Source organism: Thermocrispum sp., assembly GCF_002919275.1.
Taxonomy (GTDB): Bacteria; Actinomycetota; Actinomycetes; order Mycobacteriales; family Pseudonocardiaceae; genus Thermocrispum; species Thermocrispum agreste.
Map to the genome: position 1 here is coordinate 107,072 of NZ_PKFA01000002.1, position 15,283 is coordinate 122,354.

The 15,283-nt window shown below is 68.1% G+C and carries 14 protein-coding genes; 6 read left to right on the forward strand and 8 right to left on the reverse strand.

Going from position 1 to position 15,283, the window contains the following annotated elements:
- Window positions 1-31: 31 nt before the first annotated feature.
- Window positions 32-412, reverse strand: coding sequence for a VOC family protein (locus CXP56_RS00655; protein ID WP_028847311.1), 381 nt, complete (start codon window positions 410-412; stop codon window positions 32-34).
- A 131-nt stretch (window positions 413-543) separates the two neighbouring features.
- Here CXP56_RS00655 and CXP56_RS00660 point away from each other — a divergent pair, with 131 nt between their 5' ends.
- Window positions 544-2,733: a carbon starvation CstA family protein gene (locus tag CXP56_RS00660; RefSeq protein ID WP_028847310.1), complete on the forward strand. Its 2,190-nt coding sequence runs from the start codon at window positions 544-546 to the stop codon at window positions 2,731-2,733.
- Complete coding sequence (locus CXP56_RS00665) at window positions 2,730-2,930, forward strand: YbdD/YjiX family protein (RefSeq protein ID WP_038044865.1); 201 nt, start codon at window positions 2,730-2,732, stop codon at window positions 2,928-2,930. The genes CXP56_RS00660 and CXP56_RS00665 overlap by 4 nt, the downstream gene beginning before the upstream one ends.
- A gap of 593 nt (window positions 2,931-3,523) precedes the next feature.
- Here the strand turns inward: CXP56_RS00665 and CXP56_RS00670 are convergent.
- The 5 genes from CXP56_RS00670 to CXP56_RS00690 all read right to left on the reverse strand — a co-directional run bounded on the left by CXP56_RS00670 (window position 3,524) and on the right by CXP56_RS00690 (window position 9,041).
- Complete coding sequence (locus tag CXP56_RS00670; protein WP_084609129.1) at window positions 3,524-4,438, reverse strand: carbohydrate ABC transporter permease; 915 nt, start codon at window positions 4,436-4,438, stop codon at window positions 3,524-3,526.
- Complete coding sequence (locus CXP56_RS00675; protein WP_028847308.1) at window positions 4,435-5,322, reverse strand: carbohydrate ABC transporter permease; 888 nt, start codon at window positions 5,320-5,322, stop codon at window positions 4,435-4,437. The genes CXP56_RS00670 and CXP56_RS00675 overlap by 4 nt, the downstream gene beginning before the upstream one ends.
- Window positions 5,323-5,332: 10 nt before the next feature.
- Entirely contained in the window at window positions 5,333-6,598 is a 1,266-nt protein-coding gene (locus CXP56_RS00680; protein WP_028847307.1) for an ABC transporter substrate-binding protein, read from the reverse strand.
- A 44-nt stretch (window positions 6,599-6,642) separates the two neighbouring features.
- Window positions 6,643-7,644, reverse strand: coding sequence for a LacI family DNA-binding transcriptional regulator (locus tag CXP56_RS00685; protein ID WP_286899154.1), 1,002 nt, complete (start codon window positions 7,642-7,644; stop codon window positions 6,643-6,645).
- 815 nt (window positions 7,645-8,459) lie between these two features.
- On the reverse strand, window positions 8,460-9,041 hold the full coding sequence (locus tag CXP56_RS00690; protein WP_286899121.1) for a TetR/AcrR family transcriptional regulator: 582 nt from the start codon (window positions 9,039-9,041) through the stop codon (window positions 8,460-8,462).
- Between the two features lie 89 nt (window positions 9,042-9,130).
- Between CXP56_RS00690 and CXP56_RS00695 the strand changes: the two genes are divergently transcribed.
- The 3 genes from CXP56_RS00695 to CXP56_RS00705 all read left to right on the forward strand — a co-directional run bounded on the left by CXP56_RS00695 (window position 9,131) and on the right by CXP56_RS00705 (window position 11,783).
- Window positions 9,131-10,024 (forward strand): alpha/beta fold hydrolase, encoded by an 894-nt coding sequence (locus CXP56_RS00695; protein ID WP_028847304.1) that lies wholly within the window; start codon window positions 9,131-9,133, stop codon window positions 10,022-10,024.
- On the forward strand, window positions 10,021-10,662 hold the full coding sequence (locus CXP56_RS00700; protein WP_038044864.1) for a VC0807 family protein: 642 nt from the start codon (window positions 10,021-10,023) through the stop codon (window positions 10,660-10,662). The genes CXP56_RS00695 and CXP56_RS00700 overlap by 4 nt, the downstream gene beginning before the upstream one ends.
- Before the next feature lie 500 nt (window positions 10,663-11,162).
- Window positions 11,163-11,783, forward strand: a complete 621-nt coding sequence (locus tag CXP56_RS00705; RefSeq protein ID WP_286899124.1) for a thymidine kinase — start codon at window positions 11,163-11,165, stop codon at window positions 11,781-11,783.
- Between the two features lie 614 nt (window positions 11,784-12,397).
- Here CXP56_RS00705 and CXP56_RS00710 read toward each other — a convergent pair.
- Together CXP56_RS00710 and CXP56_RS00715 are read right to left on the reverse strand one after the other, a co-directional pair.
- Window positions 12,398-12,676: a DUF2277 domain-containing protein gene (locus CXP56_RS00710; protein ID WP_028847302.1), complete on the reverse strand. Its 279-nt coding sequence runs from the start codon at window positions 12,674-12,676 to the stop codon at window positions 12,398-12,400.
- Window positions 12,677-13,001: 325 nt separating this feature from the next.
- Complete coding sequence (locus CXP56_RS00715) at window positions 13,002-13,700, reverse strand: C40 family peptidase (RefSeq protein WP_051310080.1); 699 nt, start codon at window positions 13,698-13,700, stop codon at window positions 13,002-13,004.
- A 470-nt stretch (window positions 13,701-14,170) separates the two neighbouring features.
- Here CXP56_RS00715 and CXP56_RS00720 point away from each other — a divergent pair, with 470 nt between their 5' ends.
- A complete protein-coding gene (locus CXP56_RS00720) occupies window positions 14,171-15,181 on the forward strand; it encodes a patatin-like phospholipase family protein (protein WP_286899126.1) in 1,011 nt (336 codons plus the stop codon).
- The last annotated feature ends 102 nt before the right edge of the window (window positions 15,182-15,283 follow it).

Consider the following 15,283-nt stretch of genomic DNA (forward strand, 5'->3'; position numbering starts at 1 on the left):
CCCGATCCGGCGACAAAACCGCCGTCATGAGTCAGCCCATCCGCGCTCGCTCTTCCTCGGAGACGTGCATCAGCTGGACGTAGTTGCCGTCCGGGTCGATCGCGGTGGCGAACCACGAACCGTCGCGGTCCTCCGGCGGCGCCAGCCACGTCGCGCCCGCCTTCTCGAACCGGGCGGCCGCCTCGGGCACGTCGTCGACGTGAATGTTGAAGATCGCCCGGCCCGGCTCCTTGGTGCGGCCGGAGACGTCGTCGCGGTGATCGAACATCACGAAGAACCCGCCGACGTTCAGAAAGCTGTACTGCCCGTCGGGCGACCGGCCGGACTCCAGGCCGAGGGCATCGGCGTAGAACGCGCACAGGCGCTGCGGGTCGTCGCTGGACAGCAGCATGGAACCCAACACGGCACTCATCGCTTCCTCCTCGGTCGGCTGGAACGGGTTCACCGAGGAAGACCGGGCGAGCCCGGCGAACTCATCGGTTGGGGAAAAATTTTCGTTCCCAGCTCTTAACAGCACGCCCGATCTGGAGTAGGACTCACGCCATGAAACTCAAGTCGGTAGTCACGTGGACGGCCGTCGCCATCGTGGGCGCCGTCTGCTGGGGCGTGCTCGCGCTGGCGCGCGGTGAGTCGATCTCCGCGATCTGGCTGCTCGGCGCGGCACTCGGCTCGTACGCCATCGCGTACCGTTTCTACGCCCGGTTCATCTGCAAGCGGGTGCTTCAGGTGGACGACACCAGAGCGACGCCCGCTGAGCGGTTGAACAACGGCGTCGACTACCACCCGACCGACCGTCGGGTGCTGCTCGGGCACCACTTCGCGGCCATCGCGGGGGCCGGCCCGCTGGTCGGCCCGGTGCTGGCGGCGCAGATGGGCTACCTGCCGGGGACGATCTGGATCATCGTCGGCGTGATCTTCGCCGGTGCGGTGCAGGACATGGTGATCCTGTTCTTCTCCATGCGCCGCAACGGCAAGTCGCTCGGCCAGATGGCCAGGGAGGAAATCGGTGTGGTCGGCGGGGTCGCCGCGCTGCTCGGCGTCTTCGTCATCATGATCATTCTGCTCGCGGTGCTGGCGCTGGTCGTGGTCAACGCGCTGGCGCAGTCGCCGTGGGGCACCTTCTCCATCGCGATGACCATCCCGATCGCCCTGTTCATGGGCTTCTACCTGCGCGTGGTCCGGCCGGGCAAGGTGATCGAGACGTCGGTGATCGGCGTCGCGCTGCTGATCCTGGCGATCATCGCCGGTGGCTGGGTGGCCCAGTCGTCGTGGGCGAGCGCGTTCACGTTCGACCCGGAGACGCTGACGCTGTTCCTGGTCGTCTACGGCTTTGCGGCGTCGGTGTTGCCGGTGTGGATGCTGCTCGCGCCCCGTGACTACCTGTCGACGTTCATGAAGATCGGCACGATCGTGCTGCTGGCCATCGGCGTGGTGATCGCCGCACCGGTGCTGCAGGCGGACGCGGTGTCCAAGTTCGCGTTCGACGAGATCGGGCCGGTCTTCTCCGGCGACTTGTTCCCGTTCGTGTTCATCACGATCGCGTGTGGCGCGCTGTCCGGGTTCCACGCGCTGGTGTCGTCCGGCACCACGCCGAAGATGATCGAGAAGGAGTCCCAGGTCCGGCTCATCGGCTACGGCGGAATGCTGATGGAGTCGTTCGTGGCGGTGGCCGCGATCATCGCCGCGTGCATCCTCGACCCGGGCCTGTACTTCGCCATGAATTCACCGGCGGGCGTCACCGGCGGAGCGGTGCAATCGGCGTCCGAGTTCGTCAACAGCCTCGGGTTCGTGATCACCCCGGCGGAGCTCGACGCCGCGGCCGCGGCGGTGGAGGAGGAGTCACTGGTGTCCCGCACCGGTGGCGCACCGACCCTGGCCGTCGGCATGTCCGACATCTTCGCCCAGGTCTTCGGCGGCGAAGGGATGCGGGCGTTCTGGTACCACTTCGCGATCATGTTCGAGGCGCTGTTCATCCTGACCACCGTCGACGCGGGCACCCGGGTCGGCCGGTTCATGCTGCAGGACACCCTGGGCAACATCTACAAGCCGCTCGGCCGGGTGTCCTGGAAGCCGGGCCTGTGGTTCACCAGCGCCGTGGTGGTGGCCGCCTGGGGCTACTTCCTGTGGGCCGGTGTCACCGACCCGCTCGGCGGCATCAACCAGTTGTTCCCGCTGTTCGGTATCGCCAACCAGCTGCTCGCCGCGATCGCGCTGACCGTGGCGACGGTGATCCTGGTCAAGAGCGGCAAGCTCAAGTGGGCCTGGGTGACGGCGGTGCCGCTGGCGTGGGACGCCGCGGTCACGCTGACGGCGAGCTGGCAGAAGGTGTTCTCCGACGACCCGAAGATCGGGTTCTTCGCCCAGCGTGACCAGTACGCGGCGGCGCTCGAGCGCGGCGAGGTGCTGGCCCCGGCAAAGGACCTGGACGACATGTCCACGATCGTCACCAACTCCACGGTCGACGGTGTCCTGGCCGCGCTGTTCGCCCTGCTGGTCGTGGTGGTGATCGGCAACGCGCTGGTGGTGTGCTGGCGTGCGGTGCGCTCGCCGGAGCCGTTGCCCACGACCGAGGAGCCGTGGCAGGAGTCGAAGATCGTCGCTCCGTCCGGTCTGTTCGCGACGGCGGAGGAGAAGAAGCAGCTGGCCGCGATCGGCGCCCCGCCCAACGGGTCCGGGGTGCGTACGGACGACGGCTCCGGCGGTTCGGCAGGCAAGGACGGTGACTCGTCATGACGGCGGCCTGGCGGCGTTTACGCCGGACACTGCGCGGCGTGCGCTGGTACCTGGCCGAGCTCACCGGGGAGACCGAGTACGACCGCTTCGTGGAGCATCGGAAGCGGCTGCACCCGGACGAACCGGTGCCGAGCAGGCGGGAGTACGAGCGCATCCGCCACGAGCGGCTGGCGCAGCCCGGCGCACGGTGCTGTTGAGCTGAGCCCGCGGCGGGCTGGGGTCGTGCCGCACGGCCCCAGCCCGTTTGGTCGGGTAGATCGGCACAGCGCCGGAGTGCGTCGTGCGGGACCGGTCGACAACCGCGTGGCGGTCTCGATGTCGCTCATCCGGCGGGCGGCCCCCCGCGTGGATGGCGTCGGCCCATGGGCAGCACGGTGCCCGCGTACTCCAGTACCGCACCCCGACCAGGCTCGGGTTGCCGTCGATCTCCGGACGGTGCCCGCGTACTCCAGTACCGCACGCCCCGCGTGGATGGCGTCGGCCGACTCCGCCTGGCCGGTGTCGTGCGCCACCGTCGGGTCTGGTTTGTGGCGGCGGCAGCGGGTCCCCGGTCGTGCGGATCCGAAAGACCGTGCCGCGGCCGGGCGCAATCCGGCACCGGCCGCCATGGCAGGCATGTGCCGGACCGGGGTCCGCCATGGATCGTCGAAGCCGCTCTCACGTGTGAGCACTGGCGTGGGGCCGATCCCATATGCGCCGCGTCCACCGGTGCCCGTCCCCGAAAAGACTCCGGCCCTGGCGGGAACTCCCGCCAGGGCCGGTCGTCATGTCGCCGGGTGATCGCGGAGGGTCAGCCCTTGACCGAGCCGGCCATCAGGCCACCCACGAACCACCGGCCGAGGATGATGTAGACCAGCAGCGTCGGCGCGGAGGCGATCAGCGCACCCGCCATGGACGCCGCATAGTCCTGCAGCTGCCCGGCGGCGAGGAAGTTCAGCCCGATGGTGACCGGCCCGTTCTGCGCGCTGGAGAAGAACATCGCGAACAGGTAGTCGTTCCACACCGAGGTGAACTGCCAGATGATCGTCACCACGAAGCCGGGGATGGACACCGGGAGCACGATCGAGAAGTACGTGCGCAGCATGCCCGCGCCGTCCACCTTGGCCGACTCGATGACTTCCGTCGGGATGGATGCGTAGTAGTTGCGGAAGATCAGGGTGCAGATCGGCAACCCGTAGACGACGTGAATGAAGATCAGCGACGGGATCCCCCGCTCGAATCCCATCGTGTCGATCACCTCGACCAGCGGGATCATCACCGCCTGGTACGGGATGAACATGCCGAACAGGATCAGCGTGAAGACCAGGTCGGCGCCGCGGAAACGCCACTTGGACAACACGAACCCGTTCATCGAGCCGAGCACCGACGACAGCAGCGCCGCCGGGACGACCAGCAGGAACGTCCGTCCGAGCGAGTCGCTGAGCCGTTCCCAGGCGCGTTCCCAGCCGGAGGTGTCCCAGTTCTCCGGCAGTGCCCACGCGGTGTCCGGCGACACCTCGGCACCGCTTTTGAAGCTGGTGACCAGCAGCACGTAGGCCGGGATCAGCACGACGACCGTGAAGAACAGCAGCAGCGCGTACCGGATCGTGCGCACCGCCGCCGCCCGCGGCCCCTTGCTGCCCGGCGGCCGCACCGGCTTGGTCTTCGGCTTCTTTGCCTTCCCGTCGACCCTCGGCTTGATGTCTTCGAGCACGGTGGTGGTCATCGGCGACGCTCCGCACGGTAGGTGCTGATCAAGTACGGCACGATCAGCACGGCCACCACCAGCAGCAGCACGGTGCCGATCGCCGCGGCCTCGGCCCATTCGCCGCTGGTGTACTTCAGCCACATCTGGGTACCGGGCACCTGCGTGGTGTAGTTGGTCTGTCCGGCCACCGCCATGATCAGGTCGAACACCTTCAGCGACATGTGGCCGATGATGATCACCGCGGACAGCGCGACCGGCGACAGCTGCGGGAACAGCACGTGCCGGTACAGCTGCCACTCGGTGGCCCCGTCGACCCGGGCAGCCTCACGCAACTCCTCCGGGATGCCCCGGAAGCCGGCGAGGAACAGCGCCATCACGTAGCCGGACAGCTGCCAGATGGCAGGCATCGCGATGGCCAAGATGCCCCACCCTTCGTGGGTCCACCACTGGCCCTGCAGGAAGCCGAGCCCGACCATGTCCAACAGCCGGTTCAACCCGCTGGCCTGCTCCCCGGTGTTGCTGTTGAGCAACCACCGCCAGACCACACCGGAGGCCACGAACGAAACGGCCATCGGAAACAGGTACACCGCGCGGAAGATGCCCTCGCCGCGCGCGCCCCGCTCCAGCAACCACGCCCAGAGGAACCCGAAGAACAGCGTGCCTGCGACGAACGCGCCCGTGTACATCGCCACGTTGCGCAGCGAGTAGACGAACGTGTCGTCGTTGAACAGGTTCTCGTAGTTCTCCAGGCCGACGGTGCCGGTGGTCTGGCCTCGGACGTTGTCCGTCAGCGAGGTCCAGACCCCGGCACCGATCAGCCCGTAGACGAAGATGCCGAGCAGGATCAAGGTCGGGGCGATCAGCAGGACGGGGGGACCCCAGCTCCTGATCCTGGTGAACACTCAGCGTCCCTTACTGCTTCTTCTGGTTGTCTTCCGCTGCCTTCACCAAGGCGTCGATCAGCTTCGCCTTGTCCTTGTTGGCGGAGAAGCTGCTGACCGCCTCGGTGATGGCGGTCGACCACTTCACCGACGCCGCGGCACCGTGCGCCAGCGACGGCACGATGGTGTCGTTCTTGTAGGACTCGATGGCGGTCTTCTGGTACTCGCCGTAGTCGTCCGGGTTGGCGTCGGTGCGGGCCGGAATCGAACCCTTCTTGATGTTGAACGCCTTCTGACCCTCGGCGCTGCCCACGGTCTGCAGCCACGCCTTGGTGCCTTCCTCGTTCTTCGCGCCCACCGGCAGGGTGAACGAGTCGGCGAGGAAGTCGAACACGCCGTCGGTGCCGGGCACGGGGTAGGTGATGTAGTCCTTGCCCCATTCCTTGTCGGCTTCCTGGAAGGCCGCCTCTGCCCAGTCACCCATGATGTTGAACGCGGCCTTGCCGTCGATCACCATCTTGGTCGCGTCCGGCCAATCCAGGTTCTGCCGGTCGGTGTTGGTGTAGGACAGCAGCGTGGCGTAGTGGTCGATCGCCTTGCGCACCTCCGGCCCGTCCCACTTGGTCGAGCCGTCCCACAGGCCGATGTACTTCTCCGGCCCCAGGTCGGCGATCAGCACCGTCTCCAGCAGGTGCACCTGAGTCCAGTCGGTGGCGATGGACAGCGGCGTGTCCACGCCGGCCTTCTTCAGCTTCTCCAGCTGGTCGATGAACTCGTCGAGGTCCTTGGCAGGCTCCTCACCGATGTTCGCCTTCTTCAGCACCTCGGGGTTGGCCCACACCACGTTGGCTCGGTGCACGTTGGACGGGACCGAGTAGATCTTGCCGTCCACGGTGAGCAGCTCGATCAGGTCCTTCGGGAAGACGTCGTTCCAGCCGTACTCCTCGTACAGCGCCGAGATGTCCTGGATCTGGTTCGCCTCGATGTAGTCGAGCAGCTCGGCGCCCGCGTGCGCCTGGAAGGTGCTCGGCGGGTCCTGCTGCTGCAGGCGGGAGGCCAGCACGTTCTTCGCGTTGCTGCCCGCGCCGCCGGCAACGGCACCGTTGACGAAGTTCAGATCGGGGTGCTGCTTGTTGAACTCCGCGACCAGGGCGTCCAGGCCGGCTTTCTCACTGCCGTCTGCCCACCAGGTGAACACCTCGACGTCCTTGGTGTCGTCGCCGTCGTCACCGCCGCAGCCCGCGGTGAACGCCAGCGCGACTGCGGACAATCCCGCGATCAACGCTCTGAGCTTCATGGTGAAGCCTCCTCGCTTCCCTTCACATTGGATGTGGACGGTAGTCACGTCCCGTTGCCGCGTGCAATCGGCAACTCACCGGACCCGCGCGGGATCAACCGCGTGGGCAACCGAACCGTTTTCGCACGTCCTTGCCGGTCTCCGCCCAGCCGCTCGAACAACAGCTCGGCGGCGGTGCGCCCCAATTCGGCAGGATCCTGTGCCACAACCGTGATCGGCGGCTGCAGCACGTCGGCGAGCTCGAAGTCGTCGAAGCCCACCAGGGCGGGCCGTTCGGGGCGCTTGGCAAGTTCGCGAAGAACCTGGACCGTCACGCGGTTGTTGCCGCAGAACAACGCGGTGGCCGGGTCCTGCCCGGCCAGCACGCGCGCCAAGGCGTGACGGATCGCCTCGGCCGTCGGCGGCGCGAGATGGGTCAGCGACTCGTCGTAGGGCAGGCCGGCGGCTTCCAGCGCGGCCCGGTAGCCGGCCAGCCGTGCCGTCGCGGTGAAGATCGACGGGGCGTCGCCGAGGAAGGCGATGCGCCGGTGGCCGTGGGCGATCAGGTGCTCGACCGCCGTCTGGGCGCCACCTTCGTTGTCCACCAGCACCGTGTCCGCGTCGATGTCCTGCGGGGGACGGTCGACGAACACCGCGGGCGTGCCCGCCATGATCTCCGGCACCAGGTAGCTGTGGGTGTCGCCCGCGGGCACGATGATCAGCCCGTCCACCCGGCGGGCGCAGAACGCCAGGGTCAGCTCGCGCTCGCGCACCGGGTCCTCGTCGGAGGAACCGGCGAACACCAGCGAGTCGTGCCGGCGGGCGACCTCTTCCACGGCCCTGGTCAGGATGGAGGAGAACGGGTCGGCGACGTCCTCCAGCACCAGTCCGATGGACGCGGTGCGGCCCTGGCGCAGCAGGCGCGCGCCTTCGTTGCGTCGAAAGCCCAGCTTGGCGATGGCCGCATGGACTCGCTCCGCGGTGTCCGGGCTGACCGACCCTTCGTTGTTGACCACGCGCGAAACGGTCTTCAAGCCGACACCGGCCAGTGCCGCGACGTCTTTCATCGTCGGGCGGGCGGACATCATCGGCGCAAGACCTCTTTCGACGGCAACGTTGTCATCGGACGAACGGTAGCGCATCGGACGAGGACGACAAGGGGTCTTTCGTCACACCCCGGGGCGGCTATGACAACGTTGTCTGAACGGTACCCCAGTTGTCGCCCGATCGGGCAGCAAGCATCGATTATGGTGACTCTCCGCTGGCGAGACCAGACGGTGTGACGGCCGGTACGACGTACGGCTTGCGCGGCCGCGCGAACGGACCGTTCGGCAGCGGCGAGGTCGTCCGTTCAGGCCTCCGGCCTTGAGGCAACCATGATCAGGGCTGCCCTTGCGCGCGCGTCCGTGCGCCCGCTGTCGTGGATTTCCAGGTCGAGATGGGCGTCCGCGGCCCCTGTGTCCGCAACTGTGGCGCCGACTACCACGGCCACGGCCGTCCGAGGGCCGTGGCTCCTGCGTCCGTGGCTGTGGCAGTACTTGCTCTTCTGCGGCATCGGCCGCTGCGCCGCGGCTACTGCACCCGCGGCCGTGGCTTGATCTGCGCGAAGTGGTGTCACTCCGTCGCAGCTCTTCCTGTGCTGCCGGGCTGTCCAGGTGTCTCGCCACCGCTGCCTGCGCTGCCGACCGTCCGGGCATCTCGCCAGCTCGGAGACCGAGCACAGCGGGCCGGATGGGCCGGGGCACGTCGTCTCCTCCGGCCGCCGGGTGTTCGCCGCCGGACCCGGGATTCGCTGTCGTGAGGGTGAGTGCTGGCGGGGTTTCGCTGTGTCGCTGCCGCGTCCACGGCGGTTCCCGAGAAGGTGAGGCGGGCGCTCGCGGTGTCACTGCGCGGCGAGGCGGGCAAGCTGATGATCGATCAGGCGTTCGGCTTCCTCGATCGTCCGATGGCCGAGCAGGATCGCATCGATCAATCCGGTCACCACCGCGATGAGCAGGTCGGCTTCGGTGACCGGATCGCAGTCCGCGTTCAGCTCACCCGCCTGCTGTGCGGTGGAGATCATCGCGGCGACGCCGTGGCGAAGCTGTTCGTGCCCGGTGCGGAAGCGCTCGGCGATGACCGGATCCTTGAGCGCCCGCACGAAGAAGGCATTGCCCACGAGCGCATCCGTTCTGCTCGCCGCGTCACGGGGGAGCAGCGCGAGCAGGAGCATTCGGAGGCCGGAAAGCCCTTCCGGCAGGTCGGTACCGACGCGGCGGTCCACCTGTTCGCGCAACGTGCCGGTGGCATAGCGCAGCATCTCGTCCTTGGAAGCGAAGTAGTGCTGCACCAGCCCTTTGGAGATACCCGCCTCGGCGGCGACTTCGCCGAGGCTCACCCCCTCCAGCCCGCGATCGGCCGCGATCCGCCGCACCGCAGCCGCGATGAGCCGCCGGCGCTCCTCGTGATCGACGCGCTTGGGCATCCGCCACCCCTTTCGCAATACGACCGGCTTGCAAAAACCTGCAGGGCGTTTTATAATCCGATCGTATTGCAAAAACATGGGGAGGACGCATGGGGCTCAGTGGATTCGTCTCAAGCCAGGCGCGCGAGGAGTACTTCGCGGTGTACGAACGCGCCTTCGCCGCCTTGCCCCGTGCCGCCGCGCACTTCGATGTCGAGACGGCGTTCGGGACGGCTCGGGTCTACCGGTTCGGCGAGCCCGGGCCGTCGCCGATGGTGCTGCTGCACGGGCGGGCCGGTGCCACCGTGATGTGGGAACCCAACCTCGCGGCATTCGCCGAGCGTGGTGGCCCGGTCTACTCGATCGACATCATCGGGGAAGCCGGTCGCAGTGTGCAGACCGCGCCCATCCGCAACGCGCGTGATCAGGCTGCGTGGCTGTCCACGGTGCTCGAGGAGCTGGAGCTGTCGGGTGCGCACCTGGTCGGTTACTCGTTCGGTGGCTGGCTGGCCGCGAACTTCGCCGTCCACGAGCAGTCCCGGCTCGCCTCGCTCACCCTGATCGAGCCGGTGCAGACCTTCGCGCCGTTCACCGTCGGCCTCGTCACGCGCAGCGCCTTGGCGGCGCTCCCCGTGGTCCGGCGCTGGGGGAGGCCCTCGTTCATCGAGTGGATCTCCGACGGCGCGGAGGTCGATGCCGACGATCCGGTCGCGTCCGTCATCGAAGAAGGGATGCGGACGTTCCGGATCGGGTTGCCGACGCCTCGCGTGTTCCGCGACGAGCAGCTGCGGTCCATCCGTGTGCCCACGCTCGTCCTGGTGGGCGGCCGGAGCGTCATGCACGACGCGCGGAAGTCGTTCGAGCGTGCCCGTCGGCTGCTCCCGGACGCGCAGTGCGAGTTGTGGCCCTCGGCCACGCACGCCATTGCCGGGGAGTCCGCGACCGAGGTGAACGAGCGCGTGCTCGAGTTCGTCTCGTCGGTCGAGCAGCGGGTGCAGCAATGAGCGGCGCGAACTCCGACGCCAAGCCGCTGCTGACCCTGCTGGTGTGGGACGCCGGCTTCCCGCTGGCGGTGTACTACGGCATGCGCCTGGCCGGTGCTGACGAGCGTCTCGCGTTGCTGACCGGTGCCATCTGTGCGGCAGCCCGGCTGGCCTTCGTCGCCGTGCTGAAGCGTTCGTTCGACGGATTCGCCGCGTTGCTGGCCGCGGTACTCGGGGTCGGCCTGCTGCTCACGTTCATCTCGGGCGACGAGAAGTTCCTCCTGGTGAAGGAGTCGTTCAGCGTCGCAGCGGCGGCGGTGATCCTGCTGGTCAGCTGCTTCACCAGCAAGCCGCTCGTGCTGGTCGTGGCCCGGGCCGGCTCGTCGCAGGCGCACCGTGCGGAGATCGACCGGTTGTGTGCGTCCATCCCGCAATTCCGCCGCGCCTTCGTGCTGATGACCGCCGTGTGGGGGGTCGCGTTGCTGGTGGAGGCGGCGCTGCGGGTGCTGCTGGTTTACCTGGTGCCCGCCGACGTGATGGTCGCGCTGAGCCTGGTGATGTTGCTCGGAGTAGTGGCGCTGCTGTCGGTGTGGACCGTGTGGTACTCCTCGCGGGTGCAGGCGCGCTACGAGGTCGGCGCGGCCCAGGCGGCGGGCTGAAGCAGGGTCCACCTCGGGGGACGACCTTCGTACTCGAATGGTGAGAAGGCCGGGGTCGCGGTGAGCGGCCCCGGCCTTCTGCGTACGGACACCCGGTGCAGCTCGACATCCCGTGCCTCTTCCGGGCATCCTGTTCCGCCGGATGATTCGCGGTCCGGTCGCCGCACCGTTCTCGTTTGGCTCAAGGCGCGAGGTTGCAGGCGCCTGAATCCTCGCCTCAACCTGGCCAGCTGCTTGCCCGCCTCGGTTCTTGATCGCTGACGCCGCCGCGATCAGTTGTCAGCGTGATCAACAAGAGGAGGACGGTCGGGCCGAGCGCGCCGATCACGCCGCCGTCGACCCAGGCGATCCGCGTGGAAGCACTTTCGGGCGTCGGGTCACAGCCGCACCGGGTGGATTCGGCACTGCAGGGCTGGCAGGGCCAGGGGTGTCCGGGTGTCGTAGAGCCGCGAGATACTGCGTCAGCTCGACCTGCTGTCCGACGGCGAGGAGTTCATGGATTGAGCAAGCTGTACTTCTACTACTCGGCGATGAACGCGGGGAAAACCACGACGCTGTTGCAGAGCGCGCACAACTATCACGAGCGGGGCATGCGGACGTTGCTGTTCACGCCCCGCGTCGACGGCCGGTACGGCACGGGTGTGATCGCGTCGCGCATCGGCTTGAAGGCCGACGGGCGCGCATTCACCGCCGACGAGGACTTGCTCGAGCTGACCAAGGCGGACGTCGAGGCGAACGGCAGGCTGCACTGCGTCCTGGTGGACGAGGCGCAGTTCTTGACCAAGGCCCAGGTATGGCAGCTCACCGAGATCGTGGACCGGTTGAACATCCCGGTGCTGGCCTACGGCCTGCGCACGGACTTCCGGGGAGAGCTGTTCGAGGGCAGCAAGTACTTGCTGGCGTGGGCGGACACCCTGACGGAGATCAAGACGATCTGCCACACCGGCAAGAAGGCCACGATGGTGGTCCGGGTGGACGAGCAGGGCCGGGCGGTCACCGAGGGACCGCAGGTGGAGATCGGCGGCAACGACCGGTACGTGTCGGTGAGCAGGGCGGAGTTCAAGGAGATCACGCAGGGCCGGAAGGTGCTCGGGCCGGAGATCCGCGGCCTGGGCGAGTGAGCCGGGGTAGGCGGCGTCCGCTGGCGGCGCTCGGCCTGAGCCTGTGCTCGGACCGGCGAGGCGGTGGCTGCTGGGTCGCCGTCCTGGTGGGTGGGCTGGCGTGGCCGGGGAGGGGGCCGGGCCTGTGTCTCGGGGGTGGGTGTCGGCTGGGTTGCTGCCCGGGCTGGTGAGTCGGGTGCCGTCGGCGAGTCCGAGCCACTGCAGTGGCCTGCCGGAGCGTCGGCCGGCTCCGGATGAGACGAAGATCGTGGGGCTGCCGGGCGGTCGATGGGGTGGGCAGCTGACCCGTTGCGGTGGGGCGGCCGAGCTCGAGCGCGGTGCCGGTGGTGATGGTCGTGGATTGTGGCCTGGGGTGGAGTTGTTGGGCGTGGTGTGGTCGGTGAGGTGCAGTTTGGGCTGGAGCCGTTGAGGCGTGGCGTGAGCGGGTGCGGTGTGGCCTGTGCTGGAGCCGCTGGGGCGCGGCGCGCCTGGGCGCGCGGCATCGACGGCCCTGGCGGTCAGGTCCACGCGTAGGCCAGGCCGGCGGTGCGCCACCGTCCGGGTCGCGTCACCAGCGCCGTTCGTCGGAGCGGCACTCGGATCTTCCTTCGACTCGGCGCGGCCGACGGCCGCGCTCAGCCGGCCAGGGTTCCGTATCTCTTGGCCGCCTTCGCTCTGGCCTTCGCCGCTTCGACCTCCCGGTTCTTCGGCGGCGCGGACGTCACCAGGCTGTCCAGCAGCTTCCGGGTGGCGGCGGCCACTTCGCCTACGGCACGCTCGAACGCCTCCGCATTGGCGGCCGACGGCTTGGTGGTGCCGCTGATCTTGCGGACGTACTGCAGAGCTGAGGCGTGCACTTCTTCGTCCGTCGCGGGCGGGTCGAAGTTGTGCAGCACGCGGATGTTTCGACACATGCGGGCAAGCATGACAAACCGGGCCGACACCTGGCCAGGCCGAACGCTCGCCGCACCTGCGGGAACCAGGTGGTCGCCGGATCGTCTGCCCTGGGCGGGCACAGGGCCGGCCTGCCCGCCCTCACGGCGGCTACCTACACGGCCCCCATGGCAGGAGGGTGGCTGTCCGCACGGTCCTCGTGGCAGGAGGGTGGCTGTCCGCACGGCCCCCATGGCAAAAGGGCGGCTACCCGCCCCGCCCTCACGGGCTCGGCGCGGGTAGCCGCCGGGTGCCAATGCGCCTCGTCAAGCGCGATCGATCAGCAGGTGGCCGTTGTTCGAACGCCTACCAGGCGCGGCCGACGTAGTAGCTGCTGCTGTAGATCTTTGCCTTCTTCACCGACTCGCCGGACTGCGGCGCCGTCCACATGGTGTTGTTCCCGGCGTAGATCGCCGCGTGGTAGACGTTGCCGCCGCGGTGGAAGAACAGCAGGTCACCGGGCTTGCGGTAGGACTTGCTGATCTTGCGCACCTTCTTGTACTGGTCCCGCGACGTGCGGGGCAGCTTGATGCCGACCTGCTTGTGCGCGTACTGGGTCAGCCCGGAGCAGTCGAACGCGTTCGGCCCGGACGCCCCGTAGCGGTACGGGGACCCCTTCTTGGCCGCGGCCGCCCGCACGATCCGCAGGTTGATCGGCACCTTCGCGACCACCTTCTGGGTCCGGGACCACGACTTGGCGTGGCCGGAGGTGCCGCGGAAGACCCAGCGGTACTTCGCGGTCGCCTTGATCTTGACGTTGGTGACCGACACCTTGCCGTTGCTGTAGGTGCGCGGGCTGGCCACCCGGAACCACTTGCTGCCGTTGTAGGTCCGCATCAGGTCGACCTTGTAGCCGCCCAGCGGCGAGCCGCCTGCGGTGGTCAGCTTGCCCCGGAACGTGATCCGGCTGCCCTGCTTCACCGAGTCGGACACCTCGTAGAAGCCTGTCCTGGTCTTCGCCGGCGACGCCGCCTCGGCGACGGCCGACGAGTCGAAAGTCAGCAAAGCTGCGGCTGATGTTGCCGCGACGAGAGCGGTGGCACCAATTCGTCGGCCGCGGCCGGAGCCGCTTACCGATGACGTGGGCACGTTCGTCCTCCAGATGTGTATGGAATGAATTACACGTCTCCCCGCGGACGTCGGCCGGGCGATCCGGCCGCTGGCTACGATAAGCACACGTGGCCCGGTATGGAAAAGGTTCACCGGAATTTTCTTTCCGGTCTTGACTATCGAAGTGTTATGTGATTCAGCAGAAAAACCGCAGGTAATCAGGGTTGTCGTGATCTGTACGTGATCGTGTGGAAGGGTCCGATCGGGTGCTTCGAGTCACACCAGATGGGTGGTGTATGTCACCCCAGGCGCGCTGTTTGACGATTGGTTTACCTTGATACAGAGAGTGTTTTGACGAATACCGATCTTGGTGTCGTCGTCCGATCTGCTGGCTTTTGCCGGGCGCGGTGTTTACAGTTCCTGTCATGGTGTCGGCACACTCTGTGCACACGTGGTCCGGGTCGCCAAAGCCGCCGCGAAGGCACGGTAAAGGGCTGGTCATCGGGGCAGGCGGGGTGACGGGGTTGGCCTGGTCGGCGGCCACTTTGGTGTCGCTGCAGGAGGTCGCGGGCTGGCGGGCGAGCGAGGCGCGTGTCCTGCTCGGGACGTCACAGGGCGCGCTGTTGGTCTCGCTGCTGGCAAGCGGGATCGACGTGGACGACCTGCGCCGCTGGTATCGCAGGGAGCTGCCGGACGGGCACCCGCTGCGCGCCAAGCCTCCGGCCCGGCAGGTGGTGGCGCCGGTGCGAAAGCGCCCGTTGCCCGCAGCGCCGAAGCTGACCCTGCGTGGGGTGCTCCAGCCGCATCGTGTGCGCCCGTCCGTGGCGCTGTCCGGGCTGTTCCCGGCGGGCACGATGAGCTTGGACGACTTCCTTGCGCCGTTGCTGGCGCTGACCGAGCCCGGCGAGTGGCTCGGTCACCCGGCGACCAGGGTGGTGGCGGTCGACTACGACTCCGGAGAACGGGTCGCGTTCGGTGCGGACGGGCCAGCAGACATACAGCAGGCCGTGCGCGCGTCCTGCTCGGTGCCTGGCGTGAGCCCGCCGGTGACGATCGACGGCCGGCGGTATGTCGATGGGGCGGTGTACTCGTCGACCTCGGCTGATCTGCTGGTGGGCGCTCCGGTCGACGAGATCGTGGTGCTCGCGCCGATGGCCGGGGCCACCAGATGGCAGCGTCCGCGCTCGAAAGGCGAAGCGGTGGACATGGTGCTGCGCCGGTTCATGCAGCGTCGGCTGGAAGCAGAGGTGTCGGCGTTGCGTCGCGCGGGCTACCAGGTGCGGGTATTCACGCCGACCCTGGCCGACCGGGCGGCAATGGGGACCAACCCGTTGAGCGGGCGGCAACGGATCGCCACGTTCGAAGCAGCGCTGCGCAGCGGTCCGGCGCGCGTCGCGGAAGCAATGCGACAGGAGTCGAAACTGGCTGCTGGGTGACGACCGGCCGGGCAGCACCCAGGGGTGGTGCTGCACAGGCGGTGAGCGCGCCACACGGTCGTCGGGTCGGACGGGGATCGGCGTCCGCGGTGTTTGCCGCCG